The sequence below is a fragment of the Kribbella sp. ALI-6-A genome (assembly GCF_001984195.1).
GTDB lineage: Bacteria > Actinomycetota > Actinomycetes > Propionibacteriales > Kribbellaceae > Kribbella.
This window is the reverse complement of the sequence record NZ_MTQN01000004.1, coordinates 141,343-166,587: the sequence shown is the minus strand read 5'-3', so window position 1 is coordinate 166,587 and position 25,245 is coordinate 141,343. Positions and strand designations below refer to the sequence as shown.

Below are 25,245 nucleotides of genomic sequence, written 5' to 3'. Positions count from 1 at the left end.
ATCGCGCTCAGCTGATTGTCGTCGAGCGCTGCGACAACAGGACCGAGTAGTGGATCAGGCCTTCGTTGAGACGCCACGGCCGGACGTGGAACGTCCGGACGCCCGAGGAGTGCATCGGGTCGCTCGCGGCCAGTTTCTCGGCCTGCGCGAGACTGTCCGCCCGGAAGGCGATCAGTCCCTCACCGGCGTAGCTCAGGTCTTCGGCCAGGAACGGTCCGGCGATGAAGATGTCGCCGGCCGCCTCCCGCTGCGCTGCCCACTCCTTGTGCGCCGGCACGATCTTCTGGATCTCCTCCATCGAGGCGTCCGACCGGTTGGTGAAGCAGGCGTAGACCACGAGCGCCTCCTGGGTCTGGTCAGCCATCAAGGACTCCTTGAAATTCGGTGGTGTTCCGGACGAGCCGTACGCCGACTCCGGCGGACAGCTCCTGAGTCACGAAGCTACGGATGTGTTGTCCCGGGCCCGAGCCGTCAGCCGAACCGGGGATGGCCAGTTCACGAAGCGCCCGCCCGCAGCTGGGCAGAACGCACCGTCTGGTCGAGCAGGACGGCGATCGTCATCGGACCGACGCCGCCGGGGACCGGGGTGAGCATCGCCGCCCGGCCGAGCGCAGACTCGAAGTCCACGTCTCCGACGTTGCCGTCGTTGTAGCCGGCGTCCAGCACGACAGCTCCCGGTTTGATCCACGACCCGGCGATCACCCGGGGACTGCCCACGGCCGCAACGACGATGTCGGCGCGGGCCACCTGGTCGGCGAGGTCCCGGGTCCGTGAGTGGCAGTACGTCACGGTCGCGTGCCGGGCCAGCAACAGCATTCCCACCGGCTTGCCCAGGATCGGACTGCGGCCGACCACGACGGCGTGCCGGCCCTCGATCGGTACGGCGTACTCGTCCAGCAGCCGGAGGATTCCTCCCGGTGTGCACGAGACGAACGCGGGCGCCGGATCCAGGCTCATCGCCGCGAAGCTGGCCCTCGTCACGCCGTCGACGTCCTTGGCCGGGTCGATCGCCTCGAACGCTTGCGACTCGTCGATCGGGGCCGGCACCGGATGCTGGAGCAGGATGCCGTCGATGGAGCCGTCGGCCGACAGCTCCTCGACCACGCCGACCAGTGCCTCCGTCGACGTGTCGGCCGCCAGAACGACGCCCCGGGACCTGATGCCGGCCTGCTGACACCTGCGGTGCTTCATCCGAACGTAGGTGTGAGACGCCGGGTCGTCGCCGACCAGAACGGTGACTAAGCAAGGAGCCCTGCCGTGCGCGGCGGCGAAGTCAGCCGCGCGCTCGGTGACACCGGCCAGGATCTTGCGGGCGACGGCGGCGCCGTCCAGGAGTTCAGCCGTCACGCGAGCGGCCTGGTTCTGACGGTCGCACGCACCTCAACACAGGCGTGTGTCTCGACCGTGGGACGCAGCCGCGCACCAGCCGGGTCGCCCCAGACCACGGTGACCTCGGTGCCGTCGACGGCGTGGGCCTCGTCGACCATGGCCAGCGACGACCAGCCGCCGACGTTCACGGTGTAGCCGGTCCGGTTCGAGATGCCGATCGTCGCGGCACCGTTGAGAACGGCGTCGTACTGGAAGGTGGCGTAGACGCCGTACGGGATTTGCAGGTACTTCGGACGCTCGGTCTCAGATTTGTGCAGGCTGTCGCCGAGGATGCGGGTCACGTCGTCGGCGTTCCAGCGCAGCCACACCTTGCGCCGCTGCGGTTCCTGGCTCAGCCGGCGCAGGGCGTCCGCGCCGATGAAGTCGTGGTCGAACTTGACGATGTTGCCGTAGCCGAGATCGAACGGCGTCGGAACGTAGTCTGCAATGTCCGCGGAGTCGAAGCTGCCGCCCAGCGACGCGTTCGCCTCGTACCCGTCGGCGGGCAGCCATTCGCGGTATGCCTTGGTCGCCTCGCCGGAATAGATTCCGGGCACCGGAAGCCCCAGCCAGCCGGACTCCAGCGCAGTCGTCGAGTAGGCGATGGCACCGCCCTGCCGCAGCCCGTATTGCTCACCGGCGCGCAGAATCGCTTCTAGTACGGCAGGTCCGCCCTCACGGGGACCCCAGATCTCGAGTCCGGTTTTCTCCTCGCCGGGAATGCCCACCATTGTGTGGTTCAGAGCATGAACCTGCTGCCCGGCAAGATCGAAGGTGCCGATGTTGAAGAACTTGATCCGGGGCAGCTCCGCGCCATGCGCGGCGGTGACGATGTCGAGCGCTCGGGGTCCTTGGATCTGGTACCGGAACAGCCGACGCTCGCCTGCGTTGGCCAGTGTTCGCTCATCCCGGGTGACGGCGACGTCGTAGCCGCCGACCTCAGCCTGATAGGCGACCCAGTTCGAGGCGGACGGGCTGCCGACGATGCTCACCTTGTCCTCGGTCAGACCAAACAGGATCGCGTCGCCGACGTACTGCCCGTCGGCGTTGCAGACCACAAGCTGCTTGGCCTTCGAGGCGCCGAAGGTCTTGAAGCTGTTAACGGCGACGTCGGACAGCAGGCGGCGGACATCCGGTCCCTCGAACGAGACGTCGGTCATGTGGTGGGACTGGTCGAAGACGACGGCGGTCTCGTGCCAGGACTTCTGCTCGTCCTGCCAGGTGGTGTATTGCGGGGGGATCGGGAACGGGTACGCGCCGGCCTGCGAACTGCGCAGCATGGCGACAGCGCCACCGGCGTCGTTGATCTTCTGCTGAAGGTTTTCGGCAGCCATGGGGTGACCCTCCGGAGAACTCATCGGGGTGACCGGCGCTCGAACGTGGAGCCGAGACGCGGCCGGGGCGGCCGACGATAGGGGGTCAGGTAGGCCCTTCCGAGACGTTGACCGAACCGGCGACGGCCAGTTAGCGAAGCGGCTCGGTCCCGCTGGAACGCAACGTCTCCGACGGCTTCACCCCGAACTTCAGCAGGTACGCAGCCGCGAACCGGCCGGTGTGGCCGAAACCCCACTTGGTGGCGACGTCGGTCACGGAGGTTCCGTCACCTGGCAGCGCGCGGATCAGCTCGTCGTGTGCGCGGGCCATCCGGATCTCGTGCACGAATTCCCGCGGCGTCTTCCCGAGCTCCTTGCGGAAGCCGAGCTCCAGCGCACGCACGGTGACGCCGACTGCCCGGGCAAGCTCGTGCACCGTCCAGGAACCGTCGGTCTCGGCGCAGACGAGGTCGACCACCTCCCGGACGGTTCTCCGACCGGGACGGGTCTCCTCCCCGATGAGTCTGCTGCGGTAGTTGTGGTCCAGACCGAGCAGGAGCGCGGACAGCACCTGCTCCTCGAGGCGGCGCGCGACCACCGCCGGCATCGGCGAGCCCGGCGATTTTTCCTCGTAGGTGGACGCGAAAAGGTCGACCGCCGCCATGATGATGGAGCGAGCCCGGCCACTCACCGCACCGACGTTGAGCTCGAGCGTGCCCGGGACGTCTCCGGCTAGCATCCGGCTGAGAGCGTCGTCGATCGCGCTCCCGCTGATCCGTACGGCGAGCACCGAAGCGCCTGGACTCCACTGCATGTGCAGCGGATCCCTGGCTGAGGTGACGGCCAGCGACTCGTCGGCTCCGGCGAGGTACTCACGCCCGCAGTGGCGCAGCAGCAGCGATCCCGCGGTGGGGATCAGGATCGCCACATAGTCGTTGGCGGCCGGCCGGTCGATCACGACCTCCGCCCCGTACCGCATGTAGATCAGCGACGCGCACTGCGAGCTGACGAAGCGGCACCTGGCTTCGAAGACCTCCGGTCCCTTGAACGGCGTCAGCCGGTTGGGGGCCAGGACGGCCGCCGACAGCGAGGCCGCCTCCAGCGGGTCGCTGGTGCGGTACCGCTCGTAGGCATGCAGGAATCCACCCCCGTCGGCTGCTGTCGCCTCATCAGTCATGGCGTCTCCCACCCTCGCGCCCGCCTGGCAGGTCGAGGATCAGTTCCCAGTGTGCGGCAGCTGAACGAATTTGGTCGAGACCTTGTCGAGGGCAAGCGCTTCCATCAACGGCAGCCCACTGGTATCCGCCAGCGTGGCGAACAAAGAGCCGTCCGCGCCGACGCAGACGGCGATCGGACACTCACTGCCGGTGAACAGAATCTCCTTGACTCCTTGGCGATCCACGCGCAACACCGACCGGCCGGTCAACGTGGCCACCCAGACGCCTCCGCCGTTCGCCGGACAGATCCCGTCCGGCCGGACGGCCGGAACGGCCGCGCCCAGCACGGCATAGTCCCGACGATCCGTCAGCACGCCAGGGCACACGATGTGGAAGGAGAGCAGTCGCTGCCGCCACGTCTCGGCGACGATCAGCGTGCGGCCGTTGTCCACCAGGCAGATGCCGTTCGGGAACTCGACGTTGTCGGCGGCCACCACCGCGTCACGGCCGCCAGGGGAGACGTAGATCAGGCGACCCGGCCGCGGCGGCTCCCCGCGGTGGGCGGCGTATCCGACATCGTCAACGTAGAGACCACCCGCAGCGTCCACGGTCAAATCTCCGAGCGGGCCGGAGGCAACTTTTGACAGGTCGCAGTAGGGCTCGAAAAGGGTGCCGTTCCACTTGCCCACGGCAACTTCATCCATGAGTGCCGCGATCAGGCTGCCGTCCGGCAGGAAGCCGAGACCGTTGCTGGCCGACGGCAGCGCGTGTGGCACCCATCGGCCCGACGCGTCGCTCCAGAGGGTGTTCCGGTGGGGATCCGACACGACCAGGTGATCGTTCCCGTAGCGGGGCCCTTCGCCCCAGGTAAGTCCTTCCAGCAACGTCCTCACACGAAGACCTCCGATGCGAGTGCTGCCTCCAGCGCCTGCGCCGCTGCGGCCAGCTCTTCGGGGCCCTTGGTCGCGGCGTACACGTAGCGATCCGGGCGCAGGATCGCCGCGTCGACGCCGTACGAGCTCAGCCAGGCCGTCGTTCTGGGGTCCTCGACGACAACCATTGGCAGGCTCATCCGCGCGAACCTCCGCTTGAGTGTCTCAGCCAGGCTTTGGCCGAGATCCGCGGACACGACGACAGCGAACTCGTATCCCACCAGGTCGTCCATCCGGGCGCCGGTCAGGTCGCGCGGTTGCGGGGCCAACGTTCCGGATGCCTTGAATCTGTGATCCGACAGCCCTGGCCCCAACGGCTTGCGTGACCGGTCGACCGAGGTCTCGGAGCCGGCCTGGTCCTCGCCGCGGCTGATCGCGGCGACGAGATTGGCCTGCCGGGCCGACTCGGCGATCATCGCACGGACGTGCGGTGACCGCTCCGACTCGTAGGTGTCCAGCAGCGTGGCCGGCGCCCGCCCACTCACGACCAGAGCAAGCTTCCACGCCAGGTTGCTCACGTCCCGCAGCCCCGAGCACATTCCTTGCCCGAGCATCGGCGGCATCAGGTGCGCTGCGTCACCGGCGATCATCAGCCGTCCGGACCGCCAGCCCTGCACCAGGTGCGCGTTCCACTCGTACACGTCGGTACGCATGATCCGGTACGAGTCAGGCTCGACGAAGCGGTCCAGCAGCCGATAGATCGTGGTCGGATCTTCGTAGGGCAGCGGGTCCTCGTCCGGTCCGAGCATGAACTGGAACCGCGACATCGGCTCGACGATCGGAACGTGGGTGATCGGCACCGGACCGCACATGATCGACAGTGCGGTCCGGGGCAGATCCTTGGCAGGACTGAGATGGTTCACGTCGATGATGACCGACTGTTTGGTTCCGTTGAGGTCGAGCAGATCCTTCATCACCAGGCCGCGGACCATCGACCGCGATCCGTCGCAACCGACCACATATCCGGCCCGCAGTCCGCGCTCCGCACCGTCTGCGCGCCGCTTGATCGAGATCTGGACCTCATCAGCCGACTCGGTGATGGCGGTCGCCTCCCACCCGATCAGCAGATCGGTGTGCTCGTTCGCCGCGAGCCGGCCGCGCAGCTCCGCCTCGAAGTCCGGCTGGAAGAACTGGTACGCCGGCTGCCATCCCTGCTCGGTCTCGCCCGGCCGGATGTCCCACTTGAGAAAGCACCTGCCGTCGGGGGCATAGAAGTCGAAACCGGTCTGGCGCATGTAGGTCGGCTCGGCGCGGTCCATACCGATCGTCTGCAGGATGCGCATCACCTCGTCGTCGAGATGGGACGCCCGCGGGTGCTGGCAGACGATCTTGTTCGGATCGATCAACGCGGCCGAGACCCCCCTGCGGTCCAACAGTGCCGCCAGCACCAGGCCCGCCGGTCCGGCGCCGACCACGACGACGTCATACCTATTGCTCTTGGTGTTCGTCATGCTTCGTCCGTTCCGCTGCTCGGTTGCCGAACCGCTCATCTCGCCACCATCCCTCCGGACAGATCCACGTCGGCGCCGCACAAGCCGGGCATGTGCAGCATCGCCAGCGCGGCTTGGGCCACCTCCGCCTCGGTCACCATCCGCTTGATCGCGGATCGGGACACGAAGTCGCTTTCCGCATCCGCGACCGAGGTTCCGCGGCGCCCGGCGTCCAGCGCGAGGATCCGTTCCATCCGGGGGCCGGCGACAGGGCCCGGCGACAGGGTGTTCACCGCGATTCCGTACGCACCGACCTCATGCGCCAAGGTGGTGGTCAGGCCGATGACGGCCATCTTCGACGCCGCGTACGGCGTACGCCGGGCCAGCGGGCGCTTGCCGCTCACCGACGCCACGTTGATGATGTCGCCGGCGGCGCGCTCGATCATGGCCGGCAGGAACGCCCGGCACATCAGGTAGACGCCTCGCACGTTGACGGCGAAGACGTAGTCCCACTCCTCGGCCGTGACCTGCGTGAGGTCGGCCACCGGTCCCGGGACCCCGGCGTTGTTGACCAGGATCGAGACGTCCTCGTCGGCCAGAGTGTTCCGCAGTTCCTCGACAGCGCTGGGAGATGACGTGTCGCAGGTCTCTACCCTGGCGCTCGGACCGATCTCCGCCTTGACGGCTTCGAGCTTCGCCTCGTCTCGGCCGACCAGCAGCACGCGGACGCCATACCGAGACAGCAGCAGCGCGATCGCGCGGCCGAGTCCGTTGCCGGCGCCGGTGACGAGGCCGGTCCGCCCGACGAGCGGACCCTCCATCACGGTCGTCATCGGTCCGCGGGGGCCCACAGGAGCTCGGCCTCGCCGAACTTATGGGCCCGAATATCGCCGGATCGTGCGTGGCCCTCGAAGAACTCGACCCGGGCGGCCCTCCCGCACAACTCTCCGAGCGCCGCGCTCGCGGCGGGGGAGGTCACCTCCTGGTAGGTCACTGTTTTGAGGTACTTGCCTACCCAGAGCCCGCCGGTGTAGTTCGCGGCACCGCGGGTGGGTAGCGTGTGGTTCGTGCCGATGACCTTGTCGCCGTATGAGACGCAAGTTCCCTCGCCGAGGAACAGCGCGCCGTAGTTCGACATACGGTCCAGCGCCTCTCGCGGGTTCGCCGTGAGGACCTGGACGTGCTCCGACGCGTACCGGTTCGCGAGCGTGTACGCCTCGGCGAGGGTGCCTACGACGATGACCTCGCCATGGTCACGCCAGGCTGGTTCGGCGTAGTCGGCAGTCGGCATGTCGGGCAGAAGGTCGTCGATCAGTTCCAGCACTCGGCGTCCGAGCGCGGCCGACGTCGTGATCAGGACGGCGGGCGAGTCCGGTCCGTGCTCGGCCTGGCTGAGCAGATCAACGGCGACGACCAACGGGTCGGCGTCCTCGTCGGCGATGACGAGGACCTCGGTCGGACCGGCGAACAGGTCGATCCCGACGGTTCCATACAGCTGGCGCTTGGCCTCGGCCACGAACGCGTTGCCCGGACCGGCGAGCATGTCGACCTTGCCGATCGTCTCGGTGCCGAGTGCCATCGCCGCGACGGCCTGAGTGCCCCCGAGCAGCAGAATCTCGTCGGCACCGGCGAGGTGCAGCGCCGCGACAGTTGCGGCCGGCACCTGCCCGCGGATCGGTGGCGTACAGGCCGTGACCCGTTCGACCCCGGCGACCTTGGCGGTGACGACCGTCATGTGCGCCGAGGCGACGAGCGGATACCGTCCACCAGGTACGTATGCGCCCACCGATCCGACCGGTAGATTCTTCTGTCCCAGCAGGACTCCGGGTTCGGTCTCGACCTCGAAGTCGCGCAGCGAGGCCAGTTGGTGCTCGGCGAACGTCCGGACCCGCGCCTGGACGGCAAGGATGTCGCTGATTGCCTGCTCCGGAACGCTTGCGACGATCTTGGCCACGTCCTCCGGGGCGAGGCGGAAACTCGCCGGCGACCACCCGTCGAAGCGCTCAGAGTACTCGCGCACTGCCGCGTCGCCGCGGTCACGTACGTTCGCGATCACCTCGGTGACGAGCTGGGAGACCTGCTTGTCCGCTTGTTCGTCCCGCGGTCCCGCCGCGGCCGCTTTCAACTGCTCCATGCGTATGCTCCCTGACTGATCGCCCGTCGTCCGGAGTGCGACCGGGCTCGTGGTGACGAGAACCTACGGACCGGACGGCCCCGCCCCGAGCCGTGGGGCGAACTCCTCCAGGCCACTGTGCGAAGTCCGTCGACGGCCGAGGACGGCAAGCGTCGCCACCCCGGTACCGGCGATCGCGGCCGGGACAACGGCCAGCCCGATGATGGAGGTGGCGCCGAGTCCGGACGCCACCAGGAAGCCGCTGACGGCGGGTCCGACGATCGACCCCACGCGGCCGACGCCGTACGCCCAGCCGATGCCCGCGCCGCGGATCGAAGGCGGGTACAGCGACGCCGCGAGCGCGCTGATTCCGGTCTGGCCACCGGCAACGCCAACGCCCGCCAGGACGATGCCGGCCATCAGCAACGGCACGTTGTCGGTCGCAGTCGTCACGATGCCGATGCCGGCGATGCCGAGGGCGTAGCCGATCACCAGTACGGCGTGAGACCGGCCGGTGCGGTCGATCAGGGCGCCCATGACGAGGCCACCGGTGAAACCACCCAGCGCGAACACCGAACTTCCGGTGAGCGCGGCCTTGGCCGTCAGTCCCGCGCTGAGGAAGAGGGTCGGCAACCAGTTGAGCAGCGAGAAGAGCAGCAGGAGGTTCGTGAAGAACACGATCCATAACACGATCGTGCCGGGTGCGCGGCCGTCGCGCAGCAGCTGTGCCGAGGACGTGGCAGGGCTGGTACCGGCGGCCGGGTCTCTGACGTCGGCCCGGGACCTGAGACCGGCGGCCATGGCCACGACGAGCAACACGGGAACGACGCCGCCGAGAACGAAGATCGACCGCCAGCCGTGGGCGGGGATCATCCAGGCGGCGAGCAGTCCGCCGAAGAAGGCGCCCAGCGACAGCGACCCGACGGCGACCATGATCGCCATCGACCGGACGCGTTGTGGCGTGTTCTCCGCGATCAGCGCGATCAGGCTGGGTGTCACGCCGCCGAGTCCGAGCCCCGCCACGAACCGGAGCGCGAGGAAGCTCGGGATGTTCGTGGCGGCCAATGGGATCAGCAACGTTGCGACCGCGAAGAGGGTGATCGCGGCGATCATGCTGCGTTTGCGGCCGTAGCGGTCGGCCAGCATCCCGAACAACACGCTGCCGAGAGCCATCCCGAGCAGGCTCGCGGAGAAGACGACTCCAAATGCGGCCGGACCGAAGCCGAATTCCTTCACGATCGCGGGTGCCGCGTACGCGATCAACTGGGCGTCGAGCCCGTCCATGACGGCGACCAGCAGGCACAGGCCGACGATGCCGCACTGCGCACCCGTCATCCGGCCGGTGCCCTGCGGTCGAGCGGTGGGAGTTGCCATTGATGTCCTCCTGACAGGTGGCCGCGGCGTTGCCGCCGGCAGAACTGGCCGCCAACGTATGGCGCAGCTCACAACCGAACGAGCCAACCGGCGAAACCCTGACAGCCATGAGGCGAACGTGGTCTGTTGTCCTGGACGTTCTCTCGGAAGGTTAGGTCGCCGACCTGGGTGCGGAGACCGGCGAGCATCAGTGCGCCGGGGTCGTCGGTGTTCAGCAGCAACCCGCCCCGGTTGTTGAGTCGGCCCATCGGGCCGACGTCGTCGGAGCTGCGGGTCGCTTTCGTAGAGCGACTTCAGCTCGGTGTCGAGGCCAAGGTAGCCGCGGTCGGACGGCGTACCGGGTCTCGTAGTAGCGGGCGTGACCCTCGCTGATCACATGTCGTCCCAGGTCCGCCCGGACACGGCGTCACCGAAGTACTGGTGGGTCAGCTCATGGACCATGGTCGCGGCCTGGTCCTTCGGGGGCAGGGCGAGTTGGGCACCGAAGGTGGAAACCGTGGCTGTTTCCATGGCGACGCTGTTGTAGATGCTGGCCAGGCCGAGGACGCCCTACCGCTCGAAGGGAGGGTGCGACGCACCGGCGAGCAATACAGAGCATCTCGACGCCGATGAACGCCGCGCACCCACGAGCGGCCGCACACGCACAGATCGAGGACTTCGTTGCACCCGCAAGGGCGTTAGTTCTGATCATCACGATCCCGGAAACCGCTCGGCGCCGTGGACGATGAGCGGCTCCGGCTGGTCTTCACTGCGCCCAGTCCGGGGGTTTGCTGCGTGGCGACAACCTGACGAAGGAGGATGGATTACGTCTCGGAGGGGGATGTGGTGCCTACGACATTGGTGTGTACCCGGCTGAGAACCAGTGGTCGAGATCCTGGAGCTACCTGCGGCTGCTGCCGGGTGAGGATCTTCGGGCTGCGCCTTGCGGTGGCCCCGTATGACGGAGCGGACTCAGGTAAACCCGCCGCGCAGAGGCCGACGGAGCAGCCACGGAGCAGGGCGTCATCGGTGCGGCGCTCCGATGCCACGAGGATTCATTCCCGGCGCGGGGGGGATTCCTCGCCTTCATGCCTCTGACCTGCAGTTTTGTCCTCAGCCGAGACCCTTCAGCAGCTGCCGCGCCATCACGATGCGCTGGACCTGGTTGGTGCCCTCGTAGATCTGGGTGATCTTGGCGTCGCGCATCATGCGCTCGACCGGGTAGTCGTGGGTGTAGCCGTAGCCGCCGAGGAGCTGGACGGCGTCGGTGGTGACGGCCATCGCGACGTCGGAGGCGAAGCACTTGGCGGCAGCGCCGAAGTAGGTGAGGTCGGCGGCGTTGCGCTCGGAGCGGGCGGCCGCGGCGTAGGTGAGCTGGCGGGCGGCCTCGAGCTTCATGCCCATGTCGGCGAGCATGAACTGCAGGCCCTGGAACTCCGCGATCGGCTTGCCGAACTGCTTGCGTTCCTTGACGTAGCCGAGCGCGTAGTCCAGCGCGCCCTGGGCGATGCCGACGGCCTGGGCGGCGATCGTCACCCGGGTGTGGTCGAGCGTCGCCATCGCGGTGGCGAAGCCGGTGCCGGGGGCGCCGATCATCCGCGACGCCGGGATCCGGACGTTGTCGAAGTAGACCTCGCGGGTCGGCGAGCCCTTGATGCCGAGCTTCTTCTCCGGCGCGCCGAACGACACCCCCTCGTCGGACTTCTCCACCACGAACGCCGAGATGCCCTTGGAGCGGGCGTCGGGGTCGGTCACCGCGAAGACCGTGTAGTAGTCGCTGACGCCGGCGTTGGTGATCCAGCGCTTCACGCCGTTCAGCACGAAGTCCGAACCGTCGGCGACCGCGCGGGTCTTCATCGAGACCGCGTCGGAACCGGCCTCGGGCTCGGACAGGCAGTAGGAGAACATCGCGTCCCCGGCCGCGACCGGCGGCAGGTACCGCTGCTTGACCTCCTCGGACGCCGACAGCAGCAGCGGCAGCGAGCCGAGTTTGTTCACCGCCGGGATCAGCGAGGTGGACGCGCAGGCGCGAGCGACCTCCTCGATCACGATCACCGTGGCCAGCGCGTCGGCGCCGGCGCCGCCGTAGGCCTCCGGGATGTGCGGGGCGTGGAAGTCCGAGGCCTTCAGCGCGTCGTACGACGCCTTCGGGAACTCGGCGAGCTCGTCGACGTCCCCGGCGTGCGGGGCCACCTTGGCGTCGCAGACGTCGCGGACCGCGGCCCGGATCGCCTCGTGCTCCTCGGACAGCGCGTACAGGTCGAATGAGTTACTCACGAGTTCGAATGTACGACGGATCGCCCGCCGCCGGGACCTCGCGACACCGGAAAGTGACCAACGGCGCACAGCCGAGCACCGCCTGGACCTGAGCCGTTCACCGGCTCGAACGCCGGATCGGTAGAGTCGCCCGCATGACTGAAGGCACGCCCACCGGCCCGCTGCGGATCGCGGTGATCGGCACCAACTACCTCGGCGCCAACACCGCCGCGGGAATGGCCGAGTTCGGATTCGACGTGATCGGCGTCGAGATCGACGAGCACCGGCTGAAGCTGCTCAACGACGGCAAGGCCCCGCTGTACGAGCCGGGACTGGACCCGTTGCTGAAAAAGCACGTCGACTCCGGACGGCTGCGGTTCACCAAGGACTACCACGAGATCGCCGACTGGGCCGACGTGCACTTCGTCTGCGTCGGCACCCCGCAGCAGGAGGGCAGCGACGCCGCCGACCTGGCCCAGGTCCACTCGGTCGTCGACATGCTCGCCCCGCTGCTCACCAAGCCCTGCCTGGTGGTCGGCCGCTCCACGGTCCCGGTCGGTACGTCGAAGCTGGTCGAGCAGCGCTTCCACAGCGAGTCCCCGGCCGGCACCGGCGTGGAGATCGCCTGGCAGCCGGAGTTCCTGCGCGAGGCGCACGGCGTCGACGACACGCTGCACCCGGACCGCCTGGTCTTCGGCGTCCAGTCCGCCGAGGCCGAAGCCAAGCTGCGCCAGGTGTTCGCCACCCCGATCGCCGAGGGCAGCCCGGTGGTGGTCTGCAACCTGCCGACCGCCGAGCTGGTCAAGGGCGGCGCGAACGCCTTCCTGGCCACGAAGATCTCCTTCATCAACGCGCTGTCGGAGATGGCCGACGCCACCGGCGCCGACGTCACCCAGCTGGCCGACGCCCTGGGCTTCGACAAGCGGATCGGCCGCGGCATGCTGAACGCGGGCCCCGGGTACGGCGGTGGCTGCCTGCCCAAGGACCTGCGCTCGTTCATGGCCCGCGCCGGGGAGCTCGGGGTCGAGGAAGTGATCACGCTGCTGCGCGAGGTCGACGACATCAACTACCGCCGGCGCGCGCGCATCGTCGATGTCACCCACGAGCTGCTCGGCGCCGAATGGGTCGGCCGGAACGTCACCGTGCTCGGCGCCGCGTTCAAGGCCGGCACCGACGACGTCCGGGACTCGCCCGCGCTCGACATCGCCGGCCGGATCCAGCTGCACGGCGCGACCGTCACCGTCTACGACCCCGAGGCGATGGAGAACGCCCGCCGCGTCCGCCCGACGCTGCGGTACGCCGGCTCCGCGGCCGAGGCCTGCGACGGCGCCCACCTGGTGCTGCACCTGACCGAGTGGCCCGAGTTCCGCGCGCTCGACCCGGTCGCGCTGAAGGACGTCGTGGCGAACCCGGTGATGCTGGACGCGCGCCTGGTGCTCGACGCGGCACAGTGGCGCGCCGCGGGCTGGACCTACCGGGCGCCCGGCAAGCCCTGAACCACCGACGCTAGGTGACCGTCGCGTTCCGCAGAATCGGACGTGTGAGCGCGACGGTCCCGAGCAGGGCCGCGCCGACCCCGACCGCCAGGCAGACACCGGTGATGCCGAAGCCGTCCACGTCGGCGAGCGTCCCGAGCACCGGGTTCATCACCACGATCGCCAGGCTCTGGCACAGCACGACCACCGACTGCAGCCGGGACTGGAACTCCTGCTCCACCGAGTTCATCAGCAGTGGCAGCACGTGCCCGGTGAAGGTCCCGACCCCGATCCCGCTCACCACACCGGCAAGGATCGTCAGCGGCAGGGGCTCGAACAACGAAAGGCCGAGCAGCCCCAGACCGGCCAGCAGCAAGCCCAGCGCGGCGAACAACCCGGGCCGGGGAAAGGCTCCGCGGGTCAGGATGCGCAAGGCGATCACTCCGACACCGAGGCTCCGGCTGGCGACGAGCAGGCCGGCGGTCGCGGCGTCCAGGCCGTGGTCGCGAGCCAGCAGCGGCAGCAACAGCGCGTCCAGCGGCATCAGCAGTCCGGCGGCCACCGTCATCGTGATCAGCAGTGCCCGGGTCTGCGGACGCCCGAACGCCATCCGGATGCCCTCCTGGATCGACCGGAACATCCCGGTCGTGGTCTTGACCGGCGGGTCGACCGTCTTGCGCAGTACCACCAGGACGACGATCATCACGGCGAAGGTCAGCGCGTCGAACGCCGCTGCCGCCGTGAGCCCGGCCCAGCTGACCAGTACGCCGCCGACCGCCGTACCGGTGACGGCGAAGACGACGCCGGTCACCTGGTAACTCGCAAGCGCCTGCGGGATCAGAGCGGGCGGCACCAGCAGGCGCGGCATCGAGCGCGACGACGGCAGGAAGAACGCGTCGATCACTCCGACGACCAGGGCCGTGGTCAGCAGCAACCAGACCGGCTCGCCGACCGCGCTCGTCGCGGGAACGAGCGCCGCGGTGACCACGAACATCGCCGTACAGCTGGCCAGCAGCACCAGCGGAGCGCCGAACCGGTCACCGACCGCGCCACCGATCAGCAGCAACGCCGCCCGGGGCGCCGCCGCGAGCAGCAGCACCAGACCGGCCACCTGGCCGCCGTAGTGACTCGCGGACCAGCCGATGGCGAACGTCATCGTGAGATCGCCGAGCAACGAGACAGCAGCGCCGAAGAGCCAGATCCAGTAGCGGACCGGGATGCGCTGAGTGTCCGGTTCTGCGGGCGGAGTCACGATCGACGACCTTAGACGACAATGGTTGGGATCTCACGGCTACCCGCCCCGGAGATGTGGAAAACCGGCTCGGCGCCGGACCTAACGCAGTTCTTTCGCGCCGTTACGCACCGTCGCGCCCTTGGCCCTGGCCAGCTCGGCCAGCGACTCCTGGAACTGCGTCATCTTGTCCAGCAGCTCCGGGTCGTGCGCGGCCAGGATGCGGACCGCGAGCAGGCCCGCGTTGCGCGCGTTGCCGATCGACACCGTAGCGACCGGTACGCCGGCCGGCATCTGCACGATCGACAGCAGCGAGTCCATCCCGTCCAGGTACTTCAGCGGCACCGGTACGCCGATCACCGGCAACGGCGTCACGGCGGCCAGCATGCCGGGCAGGTGCGCGGCACCACCGGCCCCGGCGATCAGCACCTTGAGCCCACGCCCGTGCGCCTCGCGTCCGTAGTCGATCATCTCCACCGGCATCCGGTGCGCGGAGATCACGTCCGCCTCGAACGGCACGCCGAACTCGGCGCACACCTCCGCGGCCGCCTTCATCACCGGCCAGTCGGAGTCCGAACCCATCACGATGCCCACGGTCATGGCCGGTTCCTCACTCGTCGATCGTGCCGGTCAGGTACGCCGCGGCGTGCCGGGCGCGTTCGCGGACCTCGTCCAGGTCGTCGCCGTACGCCGTGACGTGGCCGACCTTGCGGCCCGGCTTCACGGACTTGCCGTAGAAGTGCACCTTCAGGCCCGGGTCGCGCGCCATGCAGTGCAGCAGCCCGAGATGCATGTCCTCGACATCACCGCCGAGCACGTTCACCATCACCGTGTACGGCGCCCGCGCGGCCGGCGATCCCAGCGGCAGGTCCAGGACGGCGCGCAGGTGGTTCTCGAACTGGCTGGTGACGGCACCCTCGATCGACCAGTGGCCGGTGTTGTGCGGGCGCATCGCCAGCTCGTTCACCAGCAGGCGGCCGTCGCGGGCCTCGAACATCTCGACCGCGAGAATCCCCACCACGCCCAGCTCACCCGCGATCCGCAGGGCGGTCTGCTGCGCCTGCGCGGCCCGGTCGGGGTCGAGGCCGGGTGCCGGTGCGGTCACCTCGACGCAGATCCCGTCCTTCTGGACCGACTCGACCACCGGGTAGGCGACGGCCTGGCCGTGCGGGCTGCGGGCCACGATCGCGGACAGCTCGCGGACGAAGTCGACCTTCTCCTCGGCCAGGATCGGTACGCCGGAGCCGAACGCCTGCGCCACCGCCGCGTCGTCCGGGCCGTCGACGACCCAGACGCCCTTGCCGTCGTACCCGCCGCGGGTGGTCTTGAGCACGACCGGGAAGCCGCCGACGCGCTTGGCGAAGTCGGCGACCTCGTCGGGCGTCGCGACGACCTGGTGAGCCGGCGACGGCGCCCCGATGGTGTCCAGCCGCTGCCGCATCACGGCCTTGTCCTGCGCGTGCACGAGCGCGTCGGGCCCGGGCCGGACGGCGACGCCGGCGGCCTCCAGCTCGCGGAGCAGTTCGGTCGGCACGTGCTCGTGGTCGAAGGTGACCACGTCGGCCTCGGCGGCGAAGGCCTTCACCGTGGCGGGGTCGCGGTAGTCGCCCACCGGCGCGTCGGCCACCGCCTGCGCCGCGGACACCGCCGGTCCCTCGGCCAGCACCCGTAGCTGGATCCCCAGCGCGACCGCCGACTCCTGCGTCATCCTGGCCAGTTGTCCCCCGCCGACCATGCCCACCACAGGGGTCCCGACGGGGAGATCCTTACGCTCGAACTTCACGGTCCTGAGCCTAGTGCCCGGCCTGCCGGACCCTGACAGCACCCGCTGGGCCGCCTACCGCACGACAGGCGTGAGGGCCACTCCGGCACGCGGGGGATTTTCGTGTCGGCCCCCACGCCGGGTACCGTGAAGGGGCCCCAACCAGTTGTCCGTTCACAGAGAGTCCACTGGTCCGTTGAAGATCTTCACCACGCTGTACCGCCAGGTCGAGCACCTGGTGCACGAAGTGGCCAAGTTCGGGCTGGTCGGTCTGCTCGGCATGGTCGTCGATCTGCCGATCTACAACTGGCTGGTGTTCAACAACCCGCTGGTGATCTTCGGCGAGCACGGCGACGGCATGCTGCACGACAAGCCGGTGACGGCGAAGTTCATCTCGGTCACGGTCGCCACCGTCGCGACGTACCTGGGCAACCGGCACTGGACCTGGCGGCACCGCGAGCGCACCGGCCTGCACCGCGAGTACGTGCTGTTCTTCGTGCTGAACGGCATCGGCCTGCTGATCGCGGCCGGCTGCCTGGGCTTCTCGCGCTACGTGCTGGACCTGCACACCGCGCTGGCCGACAACGTCTCGGCGAACGTGATCGGCCTGGGGCTGGGCACGCTGTTCCGGTTCTGGTCCTACCGCAAGTGGGTCTTCCGCGAGGAGATCGAGCTGGAAGAGGCCGAGCACCAGACGAAGGCGCCGGACTCTCCGGCCTCGCTGGACGCCGAGAACACCGGCGACCTCCCCGTGGTGCGCTGACCCGCACAGTACTTCGAAGGCCCGGAACAGGACATCCTGTTCCGGGCCTTCGCCGTTGCCGGGCCGGATGGTCAGGGCTTGCGGGCGACCGCGCAGTACAGGAAGTTGCCGTCGGCCTCGTTCTCCGCGGCGCGCTCACCCGACGGGTCCCACTCCGCGACCCGGACCAGGCCGGGCGCGAGCACCGGCAGGTCGCCGAACAGCGACAGGATCTCGTCCGGCGTCCGGAACCGCAGGTCGGGAAAGCTCGTGGCCAGCGTCTGCTCGACGGCGTCGGCCAGCCGGGCGGTCGCGCTGCCGTCGCGTGGGTTGCAGGCGTGGCTGATCGCGACGAACGACCCGGACGGCAGCGTGTCCAGGTACGCCGCTTGGATGTCGCGAACGTGGTTGAGGCCGGGCACGTGGTGCAGCACGAGGGACTCGATCAACGCGATCGGGCGGTGCGGGTCGAGGTCGATCACGGCCTCGTCCGACAGGACCTGGTGCGGGCGGGTGAGGTCGGCTGCGACGAAGGCGGTGTGCTCGCCGGCGAGCAGGGCGCGGCCGTGAGCGACCACCGTCGGGTCGTTGTCGACGTACACGACCTTGCTGCCCGGGACGAGTTCGTGGAGATTCACCTCGGTCGGCAAGCCGACGCCCAAGTCGATGAATTGGCCGACGGCGTGCTCGCGGGCCAGCCAGCTGACGACGCGGTGCAGCCAGCGGCGGTTCTCGCGGGCCCAGAGCGGCAGGCCAGGCGCGATCTCCAGCAATTGGCGGGCGAGGATCCGGTCGGACTCGTAGTGGTTCTTGCCGCCGAGCAGCACGTCGTGGACCCGAGCGCTGCTCGGCTTGTTCACGTCGACAAGCAGGGGTGGCTCACTGAGTTGCTCCATGCGCCGAGGTTTTCGTACGCCGAAGCGCCCCGGCAGGCCATTTCGTGGGGCAGACCGGGGCAGATCAGCGGCGGTCGGTGTCCTCGGAGCTGAACAGGGTCTCGGCGTCGGGCTCGGCGGCCGGCCGCTGCGGGCGGATCCGCTGGTGCTGCGGCGGCGCCTCGTCGTCGAGGTAGCCGTCACCGGGCTTGCCGTCCGGACCGCCGAACAGCAGGTCGGACATCTTCAGGTGCATCTGCTCGACGTGCGGGACGTCGGGCAGCACCACGTGGCCGCCCTCGCTGGCCGACTGGATCTGCAGCGTGCCGCAGCCGAGCATCCGGTCGATCAGGCCGTGCTCGTAGGACACGTCGTTGATCCGCATCAGCGGGATGTCCCGGCCGGTCCGGGTCAAGATGCCGTGCCGGGTGATCAGCCGCCGGTTCGTCAGCGTGTACGACGAGAAGAACCAGTTCAGGAACGGCTTGGCCCCGAACACCAGCACGACCAGCAGACCGATCACACCGATCGCGATCCGGGCCGGCGTCTGCAGGCTGCCCGACGGCACGATCGCGGCCAGGAACCCGCCGCCGGCCGCCACCACGAGCAGCAGGAACACCGGGAAGATCAGTGCCTTCCAGTGCGTCCGGGTGCTGACGACGACGTACTCGTCCTCACCCAACAACTTCGCCGAGATCGCCATGGGTCCCAGTCTCACAGTTCCAGGGGTGAAATGTCGCCGGGCGACACGATGGTTGAAGACTTCACAAATTGCATACCGTTCCGCGAAGATGCCCAGGGGCGTTCGCGCCCTGGGGGCCACAACTGGGGGGCGACCACTCGAAGGAGTCGTGATGGGCATCTTGTCGGTCCTCGATCGGGAGCACAGCGTCGCGCCCCCGGGCTACAGCCGCTGGCTGATCCCGCCGGCCGCGCTGGCGGTGCACCTGTGCATCGGTCAGGCCTACGCCACCTCGGTCTACAAGACCTCGCTGGTCCAGCACTTCGACGCCAGCCAGACCGCGATCGGCGTGATCTTCAGCATCGCGATCGTGATGCTCGGGCTGTCGGCGGCGATCGGCGGTACCTGGGTGGAGCGCAACGGACCGCGCAAGGCGATGTTCGTCTCCGCGTGCTTCTGGGCGGCCGGGTTCGGAGTCGGTGCCCTGGGCATCGGTACCGGTCAGCTCTGGCTGGTCTACCTCGGCTACGGCGTGATCGGCGGCATCGGCCTCGGCATCGGCTACATCTCGCCGGTGTCGACGCTGATCAAGTGGTTCCCCGACCGCCCGGGTCTGGCCACCGGCCTGGCGATCATGGGCTTCGGTGGCGGCGCGCTGGTCGCCAGTCCGCTGTCGCGCCAGCTGCTCGGCCTGTACGACGACGGCTACGACCCGAACAACTCCGCGTCGGTGGCCGGCGGCGGCGCGCTGGTCGCGCTGTTCCTCACGCTCGGCATCGGCTACTTCGTGGTCATGATGTTCGGCGTCTTCAACATCCGCGTGCCCGCCGACGGCTGGAAGCCCGACGGATTCGACCCGTCGAAGGTCAAGCAGAAGGCGCTGGTCACCACCGCCAACGTCTCGGCCGCGAACGCGATCAAGACCCCGCAGTTCTGGCTGCTGTGGGTGGTGCTGCTGTGCAACGTCACTGCCGGGATCGGCATCCTGGAGCAGGCCAGCCCGATGATCCAGGACTTCTTCCGCGGCGCGGACGGCAAGTCCTCGGTCGCGGTCGCCGCGGCGGCCGGCTTTGTCGGCGTGCTGTCGATCTTCAACATGGCCGGCCGGTTCGGCTGGTCGACCACGTCGGACCTGATCGGCCGCAAGCCGATCTACGCGCTGTACCTCGGCGTCGGCATCATCGCCTACGCGTTGCTGGCCACCGTCGGGCACACCAGCACGATCGTGTTCGTGCTGCTGGCCGCGGTGATCCTGTCCTTCTACGGCGGCGGGTTCGCCACCGTACCGGCGTACCTGCGGGACCTGTTCGGCACCTACCAGGTCGGCGCGATCCACGGCCGGCTGCTGACCGCCTGGTCGGCGGCGGGCGTTTTCGGGCCACTGATCATCAACGGCTTCCTGGACCGGGAGGGCAAACCCGGCACGCTGACCGAAGAGGCCTACAGCCCGGCGCTGTTCACGATGGTCGGCGTGCTGGCGATCGGGTTCGTCGCCAACCTGCTGATCCGCCCGGTCTCTGACCGGTTCCACGAAAGGCCCGGTCACGAGAAGACCAGCACCGAAGCCGCGGAGGCCGCGAAATGAACCAGACCCCTCGCCTAGTCGTCTCCTGGGCGCTCGTCGCCGTCCTGCTCGGCTACGGCGTCATCCAGACCCTGATCACCGCGGCGAAGCTTTTCACTCACTAGTTCGCAGATGCGTCACATCGCCGGCGGCCAGCGCGTGTTGGCCGTCGGCGGCGTCGACCAGCAGCCGGCCGTCGGTGTCCAGACCGGTCGCCGTGCCCTCCAGGAACTTCCCGTCCGGCAGCTCCACCCGGACCGGCCGGCCGATCGTTGCCGACAGCCCCTGATAGTCGGGCAGGATCACCGCCGGATCACCCGCCGCGGCCACCCACTCCTGGTAGCGAACCGCCAGCTCCCGCAGTACGGCGGCCAGCACCGTCACCCGATCCGTCGTCGCCGCGCCTTCCAGCGCCAGCGAGGTCGCCCCTGGATGCGGCCGCTCGTCCGCGCGCAGCGTGACGTTCAGCCCCATGCCGACGATCGCCGCCGGGCCTTCGACCCGCTCGAGCAGGATGCCCGCGAGTTTGCGGTCCTCGACCAGGACGTCGTTCGGCCACTTCACCTGCGCCGGGATCTCGGCCACCCGTCGTACGGCGGAGGTGACGGCCAGGGAGACCAGCAGGCCCAGCCACGGCCAGCGGGCAGCCGGGACCGTGGTCGGGCGCAGCAGGACCGACGTCAGCAGCGCAGAGCGCGGCGGAGTGGTCCACGTACGCCCCAGCCGTCCCCGTCCGGACGACTGGTACTCCGCTGTCGCCACCAGCCCCTCAGGAGCCCCGGCGCGTGCAGCAGCGGCCAGGACGGCGTTGGTCGACGGCGTCTCGGTCAGTACGTCGATCTGCGTCCACAGCCCACCGGGACGCACCAGGCGCCCGCGCAGGAACTTCTCGTCCAGCGGCGGGCGCTCCAGGTCGGCGAACGCCGGCCGGTCGTCTGCCATCAGCCGGTGTTCTGCAGGCCGGCGGCAACGCCCGACACGGTCAGCAGCAGCAGCCGTCGCGTGCGCACGATCTGCTCCTCGTCCAGCGAGTCGTCGGTGCGCAGCGTCCGCAGGGCTCGCAGCTGCAGGTAGCTCAGCGCGTCGACGTACGGGTTGCGCAGCTCGACCGCGCGGCCCAGTACGCGCCGGCCGGCCAGCAGGCGGTCGCTGTCCAGCACCTTGAGTACCCACTCGGTGGTGAGCTCGTGCTCGTCCAGCATCAGCTGGCTCAGGTCCGGCCGGTCGCCCAGCTCGAGGTAGCGGCCGAGGATGCGCCGGTCGGTCTTGGCCAGCGACATCTCCGCGTTCTCCAGCATCACCTGGAACAGCGGCCAGTTCTTGTTGGCGTCCTGCAGCACGGCGACGTCGCCAACCGCTGCCAGCGCCGTGCCAAGGCCGTACCAGCCCGGGGCGTTCACGCGGGCCTGCGACCAGGCGAACACCCACGGGATCGCCCGCAGGTCCTCCAGCGAGGACACCGCCACACCACGACGCGCGGGACGCGACCCGAGCGGCAGCTGGCCGAGCTCCTCCAGCGGCGTCACCCGGCCGAACCACTCGGCGAACCCGTCGGCCTTCACGAGCCGGTGGTACGCCGTCCGGGCGGCCTCGTCCAGCACCTTCTCCACCTCGCCGAACCGGTCGGCGGCCGCGGCGGCGCGCTGCTCGATCTCCGGGGTGGAGGCGAGCAGCGTGGCGGCGGTGACCTGCTCGATGTGCCGCTGCGCGATCGCGGCGTTGCCGTAGCGGGCGGGGATGGCCTCGCCCTGCTCGGTGAGCTTGAACCGGCCGCCGACCGAGCCGGGCGCCTGCGCGAGCACGGCCCGGTTCGCCGGACCGCCACCGCGGCCGAGCGCGCCACCGCGGCCGTGGAACAGCGTCAGCCGGATCGCGTTGCGCTGCGCCCAGGCGGTGATCCGCGCCTGCGCGTCGTACAGGGCGAGGGTGGCCGAGACCGGGCCGACGTCCTTGGCGGAGTCGGAGTAGCCGAGCATCACCTCGAAGCGGCGGTCGTTCGCGGTCAGCCGGTGCCGGACCCGGGTCAGCTGGATCGCGTTGTCCAGCACCTCGACGGAGTTCTGCAGGTCCTCGCCGGTCTCGAACAGCGGGACCACGTCCAGCTCGATCGGCCGGCCGTCCATCGCCGCGTCGGCCAGCTCGTAGACCGCCGCGAGGTCCCCGGCGTTGCGGGTGAACGACACGACGTACCGGCGGCACGCCTCGGGGCCGAACCGCTGCTGGATCTGCCCGATCACCCGCAGCGTGGCCAGCACCTCCTCGGTCTGGTCGGACAGCTCGCCGCCGCCCAGGACCTCCTCCAGCGCCTTCGCGTGCACCGACGAGTGCTGGCGGACCTCCAGCTCGGCCAGGTGGAAGCCGAACGAGCTGACCTGCCAGATGAGCTGCTGGAGCTGCCCGTACGCCTGGCGGGGCGCGCCGGCCGAGACCAGCGAGTCCTGCAGCACCTTGAGCTCGTGCAGGAAGTCGGCGGCCCGCGGGTAGCCGAAGTCGGCGTCGCGAGCGCGGGTCGCGGCCAGCCGGCGGGCGGCGAGCAGCAGGAGCTGCCGGTGCGGCTCGGCCGGCGACCGGGTCTCGATGTCGGCGATCAGCTCCGGGTTGACCGCGCGGGCGTCCTCCAGGATGCGGCGGACCGGCGCGGACGGCGGCGTGGTGGCCGCGTCCAGCGTGAGAGACCGGCCGAGCTCGTCGGTCGCCAGCTCCAGCGCCCGCAGGACGTGGTCGGCCTGGATCTGCATCGCCTCGCGGGTGATCGCGGCGGTGACGTTCGGGTTGCCGTCGCGGTCGCCGCCGATCCAGGAGCCGAGCCGGACGAACGGCGCCACCACCGGCGGGCGGATCCCGGCCTCGTCACCGGCCAGCGCGTCGTCCAGCCGCCGGTAGACGTTGCCGACGACATCGAACAGGGTCTCCTCGAAGACAGCCATCGCCGAGCGCACCTCGTCCAGCGGAGTGGGCCGGCTGGTGCGCAGCTGCGACGTCCGCCAGAGGATGTCGACCTGCTCGACCAGGCGGCGCCGGTTCTCGGCCAGCTCGCTGTCACCGGCGCGCGGGTCGTTGCGCTCCTCCAGCAGCGAGGAGATCCGCCGGATCGTCGCCAGCACCGCGCGGCGCCGGGCCTCGGTCGGGTGCGCGGTCAGCACCGGGCGGAACTCCAGCCCGTTGAGCAGCGCGCGGGCCTGCTGCTCGCCGGCGTCGGCGGAGATCTGCTCGACCGCCTGGGCCAGCTCCGACACCACCGGGGCGTCGCCGGACCGGTCGCGCTCGCGCAGGACCCGGGCCCGGTGCAGCTCCTCGCTGAGGTTGGTCAGGTGGAAGTAGCAGGTGAACGCCCGCGCGACGTCCTCGGCCCGCTCGTGCGGCCAGGTCGCGACCAGCTGCTCGGCCGCTTCGCCGTCGCCGGCGATGGTCAGCTCGCGCAGCTTCTCCACGTCGTCGAGCAGCGGCTGACCGGCGTACTCGACCAGGATGCGGCCCAGGATCTCGCCGAGCAGGCGGACGTCGGCCCGCAGCTCCTCAGGGACTTCGAAACGTGCGCGGGTACGGGTGCGGGCGTTCGCCTGACTGCCGGTCTCGGTCACGTTCGCCCACGATATCCGTGGCCGCGCTCACTTGCCGCATGGTCCGGTCTGTGAACAGCAGAAAATGACGCAGCGTCGCGGTGACCGCACTGTACGGCGACGCAACCGGCCGGTCAGACCGCGCCGAACCCGCCGCCGACGACCTTGGAGACCACCTGGGCCAGCTCGGCCGGAGACCGGTCGGTGCCATCGACGACGAGCATCCGGGCGCAGGCCTCGGTCATCGAGGCGAGCATCTCGGCCAGCACGGGCAGGTTCGCGTCCGGGTCGGTGACGCCCGGCAGGGACTGGACGAGCGTCAGCCGCAGGCCTTCGACCAGGAAGGCGCGCGCCGCCCGGACCCGGTCGGCCACGACCGGCGCCGCGCCGTACTGGGCGCCGAAGACGATCCGCCAGGACTGGGGGTTCTTGGCCGCGGTCTCCAGGAACGCCGACAGGCCGTCGAGCACGTGCTGCTCGGGTGTTCCGACGCCGGGATTCGCCGGCAGCGCGGCCATGATCGAGAGCACCAGGTGCTGCTCCTCGCGCGCCAGCAGGGCCAGCAGCAGCTCGTCGCGGTTGGCGAAGGAGGCGTAGACCACCGGCTTGGTCACTCCGGCCGCGTCGGCGACCGACTGCATCGTCGTACCGGCGAAGCCGCGCTCGGAGAACACCTGCAGGGCGGCGTCCAGGATCATCGGCCGCCGCCGTTGCGGCCCCAGGTGCGCGGCCCGGCGGCGAGGTTCCGCAACCGGTTCGTCGGAGCTGACCACTTGACAAAGCTACCAGGTCGTAGGAAATTCCTACGGTCTGGTAGGAAGCCTTTTCGGATCGCCGGAGGACTTCCTTGGGAGCTGCCCCGGGGAGGTCGCCGTTGACCGAACGAGGCGGCGCCCACTGGCTGGAGTCCGGTGCGTTGTCGAGGCTCGAGCTGTCCGAGCTGGCCCGCTTGGTCGACCGGACGTCGGAACGGGAGCTTCGGCATCGACTCATCGGGGGTGTGCGAGAGGTCGCGTTGCGCGAGATCTTTCGCCGGATGCCGGAGTACCTCCGGCCCGCCCGGGCCGAGGGGTTCGACGCGGTCGTCACCTGGCAGATCACCGGTGGCGGCGGCAGTGTGCACGGCGAGGGCATCGACGAGTACCACGTGCGGGTCGCCGACGGCCGGTGCGAGCTGCTGGCCGATCACGACGGCCCGGCGCAGATCTCGGTCCGGACCGATCCCACCACGCTGCTGAGAATCGTCACCGGCAACGAGGACCCGGTCACCGCCGTACTGAAGCAACGGCTGTCGGTGCGCGGCGACCTGGCGCTGGCCGCCCGGCTCACCAAGATCTTCGCCGTCGGCCCCCGCTGACCTGCTGACACCTCGGCGCGGCGGGATCGGGGTGGCGTGGCTGCGGCACGAGTCACAGGAACTCAGCGGCCCATG

24 protein-coding genes are annotated in these 25,245 nt (G+C 69.5%); 5 read left to right on the top strand and 19 right to left on the bottom strand.

Annotation, left to right across the window (positions count from 1 at the left end):
• Positions 1–7: 7 nt before the first annotated feature.
• The 11 genes from BWI15_RS01205 to BWI15_RS01155 all read right to left on the bottom strand — a co-directional run bounded on the left by BWI15_RS01205 (position 8) and on the right by BWI15_RS01155 (position 11,943).
• The gene (locus tag BWI15_RS01205; RefSeq protein WP_077012367.1) at positions 8–364 is read right to left on the bottom strand and encodes a YciI family protein; all 357 of its coding nucleotides are present in this window, start codon (positions 362–364) and stop codon (positions 8–10) included.
• Between the two features lie 131 nt (positions 365–495).
• Entirely contained in the window at positions 496–1,347 is an 852-nt protein-coding gene (locus tag BWI15_RS01200) for a bifunctional 5,10-methylenetetrahydrofolate dehydrogenase/5,10-methenyltetrahydrofolate cyclohydrolase (RefSeq protein ID WP_077012366.1), read from the bottom strand.
• Positions 1,344–2,702 carry an aminomethyltransferase family protein gene (locus BWI15_RS01195; protein ID WP_077012365.1) on the bottom strand — a complete coding sequence of 453 codons (1,359 nt, stop codon included), beginning with the start codon at positions 2,700–2,702 and terminating at the stop codon, positions 1,344–1,346. The genes BWI15_RS01200 and BWI15_RS01195 overlap by 4 nt, the downstream gene beginning before the upstream one ends.
• Before the next feature lie 130 nt (positions 2,703–2,832).
• Positions 2,833–3,858, bottom strand: a complete 1,026-nt coding sequence (locus BWI15_RS01190) for an AraC family transcriptional regulator (RefSeq protein WP_077012364.1) — start codon at positions 3,856–3,858, stop codon at positions 2,833–2,835.
• Between the two features lie 39 nt (positions 3,859–3,897).
• Positions 3,898–4,731 (bottom strand): SMP-30/gluconolactonase/LRE family protein, encoded by an 834-nt coding sequence (locus tag BWI15_RS01185; RefSeq protein WP_077012363.1) that lies wholly within the window; start codon positions 4,729–4,731, stop codon positions 3,898–3,900.
• On the bottom strand, positions 4,728–6,221 hold the full coding sequence (locus BWI15_RS01180) for a bifunctional 3-(3-hydroxy-phenyl)propionate/3-hydroxycinnamic acid hydroxylase (RefSeq protein ID WP_168197244.1): 1,494 nt from the start codon (positions 6,219–6,221) through the stop codon (positions 4,728–4,730). Before BWI15_RS01180 ends, BWI15_RS01185 begins: the two co-directional genes overlap by 4 nt.
• A 35-nt stretch (positions 6,222–6,256) precedes the next feature.
• Positions 6,257–7,033, bottom strand: coding sequence for an SDR family NAD(P)-dependent oxidoreductase (locus BWI15_RS01175; RefSeq protein ID WP_202817538.1), 777 nt, complete (start codon positions 7,031–7,033; stop codon positions 6,257–6,259).
• On the bottom strand, positions 7,030–8,334 hold the full coding sequence (gene hisD, locus BWI15_RS01170) for a histidinol dehydrogenase (RefSeq protein ID WP_077012361.1): 1,305 nt from the start codon (positions 8,332–8,334) through the stop codon (positions 7,030–7,032). Before hisD ends, BWI15_RS01175 begins: the two co-directional genes overlap by 4 nt.
• Before the next feature lie 63 nt (positions 8,335–8,397).
• Positions 8,398–9,687, bottom strand: a complete 1,290-nt coding sequence (locus tag BWI15_RS01165) for an MFS transporter (protein ID WP_077012360.1) — start codon at positions 9,685–9,687, stop codon at positions 8,398–8,400.
• A 372-nt stretch (positions 9,688–10,059) separates the two neighbouring features.
• Positions 10,060–10,197: a M1 family metallopeptidase gene (locus tag BWI15_RS38625; protein WP_143465360.1), complete on the bottom strand. Its 138-nt coding sequence runs from the start codon at positions 10,195–10,197 to the stop codon at positions 10,060–10,062.
• A gap of 582 nt (positions 10,198–10,779) precedes the next feature.
• Positions 10,780–11,943, bottom strand: a complete 1,164-nt coding sequence (locus BWI15_RS01155) for an acyl-CoA dehydrogenase family protein (RefSeq protein WP_077012358.1) — start codon at positions 11,941–11,943, stop codon at positions 10,780–10,782.
• A gap of 134 nt (positions 11,944–12,077) precedes the next feature.
• Between BWI15_RS01155 and BWI15_RS01150 the strand changes: the two genes are divergently transcribed.
• On the top strand, positions 12,078–13,418 hold the full coding sequence (locus tag BWI15_RS01150) for a UDP-glucose dehydrogenase family protein (RefSeq protein ID WP_083750494.1): 1,341 nt from the start codon (positions 12,078–12,080) through the stop codon (positions 13,416–13,418).
• Positions 13,419–13,428: 10 nt separating this feature from the next.
• Here BWI15_RS01150 and BWI15_RS01145 read toward each other — a convergent pair whose 3' ends face one another.
• The 3 genes from BWI15_RS01145 to BWI15_RS01135 form a co-directional block, all read right to left on the bottom strand.
• A complete protein-coding gene (locus tag BWI15_RS01145) occupies positions 13,429–14,649 on the bottom strand; it encodes an MFS transporter (protein ID WP_077012357.1) in 1,221 nt (406 codons plus the stop codon).
• Between the two features lie 81 nt (positions 14,650–14,730).
• On the bottom strand, positions 14,731–15,228 hold the full coding sequence (purE, locus tag BWI15_RS01140) for a 5-(carboxyamino)imidazole ribonucleotide mutase (protein ID WP_077012356.1): 498 nt from the start codon (positions 15,226–15,228) through the stop codon (positions 14,731–14,733).
• Between the two features lie 10 nt (positions 15,229–15,238).
• Positions 15,239–16,411 (bottom strand): 5-(carboxyamino)imidazole ribonucleotide synthase, encoded by a 1,173-nt coding sequence (locus tag BWI15_RS01135; protein ID WP_077012355.1) that lies wholly within the window; start codon positions 16,409–16,411, stop codon positions 15,239–15,241.
• A 175-nt stretch (positions 16,412–16,586) separates the two neighbouring features.
• Between BWI15_RS01135 and BWI15_RS01130 the strand changes: the two genes are divergently transcribed.
• Positions 16,587–17,153 (top strand): GtrA family protein, encoded by a 567-nt coding sequence (locus BWI15_RS01130; RefSeq protein ID WP_077012354.1) that lies wholly within the window; start codon positions 16,587–16,589, stop codon positions 17,151–17,153.
• Positions 17,154–17,224: 71 nt separating this feature from the next.
• Here BWI15_RS01130 and BWI15_RS01125 read toward each other — a convergent pair whose 3' ends face one another.
• Together BWI15_RS01125 and BWI15_RS01120 are read right to left on the bottom strand one after the other, a co-directional pair.
• Positions 17,225–18,028 (bottom strand): SAM-dependent methyltransferase, encoded by an 804-nt coding sequence (locus BWI15_RS01125; protein ID WP_077012353.1) that lies wholly within the window; start codon positions 18,026–18,028, stop codon positions 17,225–17,227.
• Positions 18,029–18,092: 64 nt separating this feature from the next.
• Complete coding sequence (locus BWI15_RS01120) at positions 18,093–18,710, bottom strand: PH domain-containing protein (protein WP_077012352.1); 618 nt, start codon at positions 18,708–18,710, stop codon at positions 18,093–18,095.
• A 151-nt stretch (positions 18,711–18,861) separates the two neighbouring features.
• Here BWI15_RS01120 and BWI15_RS01115 point away from each other — a divergent pair, with 151 nt between their 5' ends.
• Together BWI15_RS01115 and BWI15_RS40680 are read left to right on the top strand one after the other, a co-directional pair.
• Entirely contained in the window at positions 18,862–20,274 is a 1,413-nt protein-coding gene (locus BWI15_RS01115) for an OFA family MFS transporter (protein WP_193432125.1), read from the top strand.
• Positions 20,271–20,378: an MFS transporter small subunit gene (locus BWI15_RS40680; protein ID WP_425553121.1), complete on the top strand. Its 108-nt coding sequence runs from the start codon at positions 20,271–20,273 to the stop codon at positions 20,376–20,378. Before BWI15_RS01115 ends, BWI15_RS40680 begins: the two co-directional genes overlap by 4 nt.
• Here the strand turns inward: BWI15_RS40680 and BWI15_RS01110 are convergent.
• The 3 genes from BWI15_RS01110 to BWI15_RS01100 all read right to left on the bottom strand — a co-directional run bounded on the left by BWI15_RS01110 (position 20,368) and on the right by BWI15_RS01100 (position 24,586).
• Positions 20,368–21,195 carry a biotin--[acetyl-CoA-carboxylase] ligase gene (locus BWI15_RS01110; RefSeq protein WP_077012351.1) on the bottom strand — a complete coding sequence of 276 codons (828 nt, stop codon included), beginning with the start codon at positions 21,193–21,195 and terminating at the stop codon, positions 20,368–20,370. The genes BWI15_RS40680 and BWI15_RS01110 overlap by 11 nt on opposite strands.
• Positions 21,195–23,834 carry a phosphoenolpyruvate carboxylase gene (locus BWI15_RS01105; protein WP_077012350.1) on the bottom strand — a complete coding sequence of 880 codons (2,640 nt, stop codon included), beginning with the start codon at positions 23,832–23,834 and terminating at the stop codon, positions 21,195–21,197. The genes BWI15_RS01110 and BWI15_RS01105 overlap by 1 nt, the downstream gene beginning before the upstream one ends.
• Positions 23,835–23,947: 113 nt before the next feature.
• Positions 23,948–24,586, bottom strand: a complete 639-nt coding sequence (locus BWI15_RS01100) for a TetR/AcrR family transcriptional regulator (protein WP_077012349.1) — start codon at positions 24,584–24,586, stop codon at positions 23,948–23,950.
• A 101-nt stretch (positions 24,587–24,687) separates the two neighbouring features.
• Between BWI15_RS01100 and BWI15_RS01095 the strand changes: the two genes are divergently transcribed.
• On the top strand, positions 24,688–25,170 hold the full coding sequence (locus tag BWI15_RS01095) for an SCP2 sterol-binding domain-containing protein (RefSeq protein ID WP_083750493.1): 483 nt from the start codon (positions 24,688–24,690) through the stop codon (positions 25,168–25,170).
• The last annotated feature ends 75 nt before the right edge of the window (positions 25,171–25,245 follow it).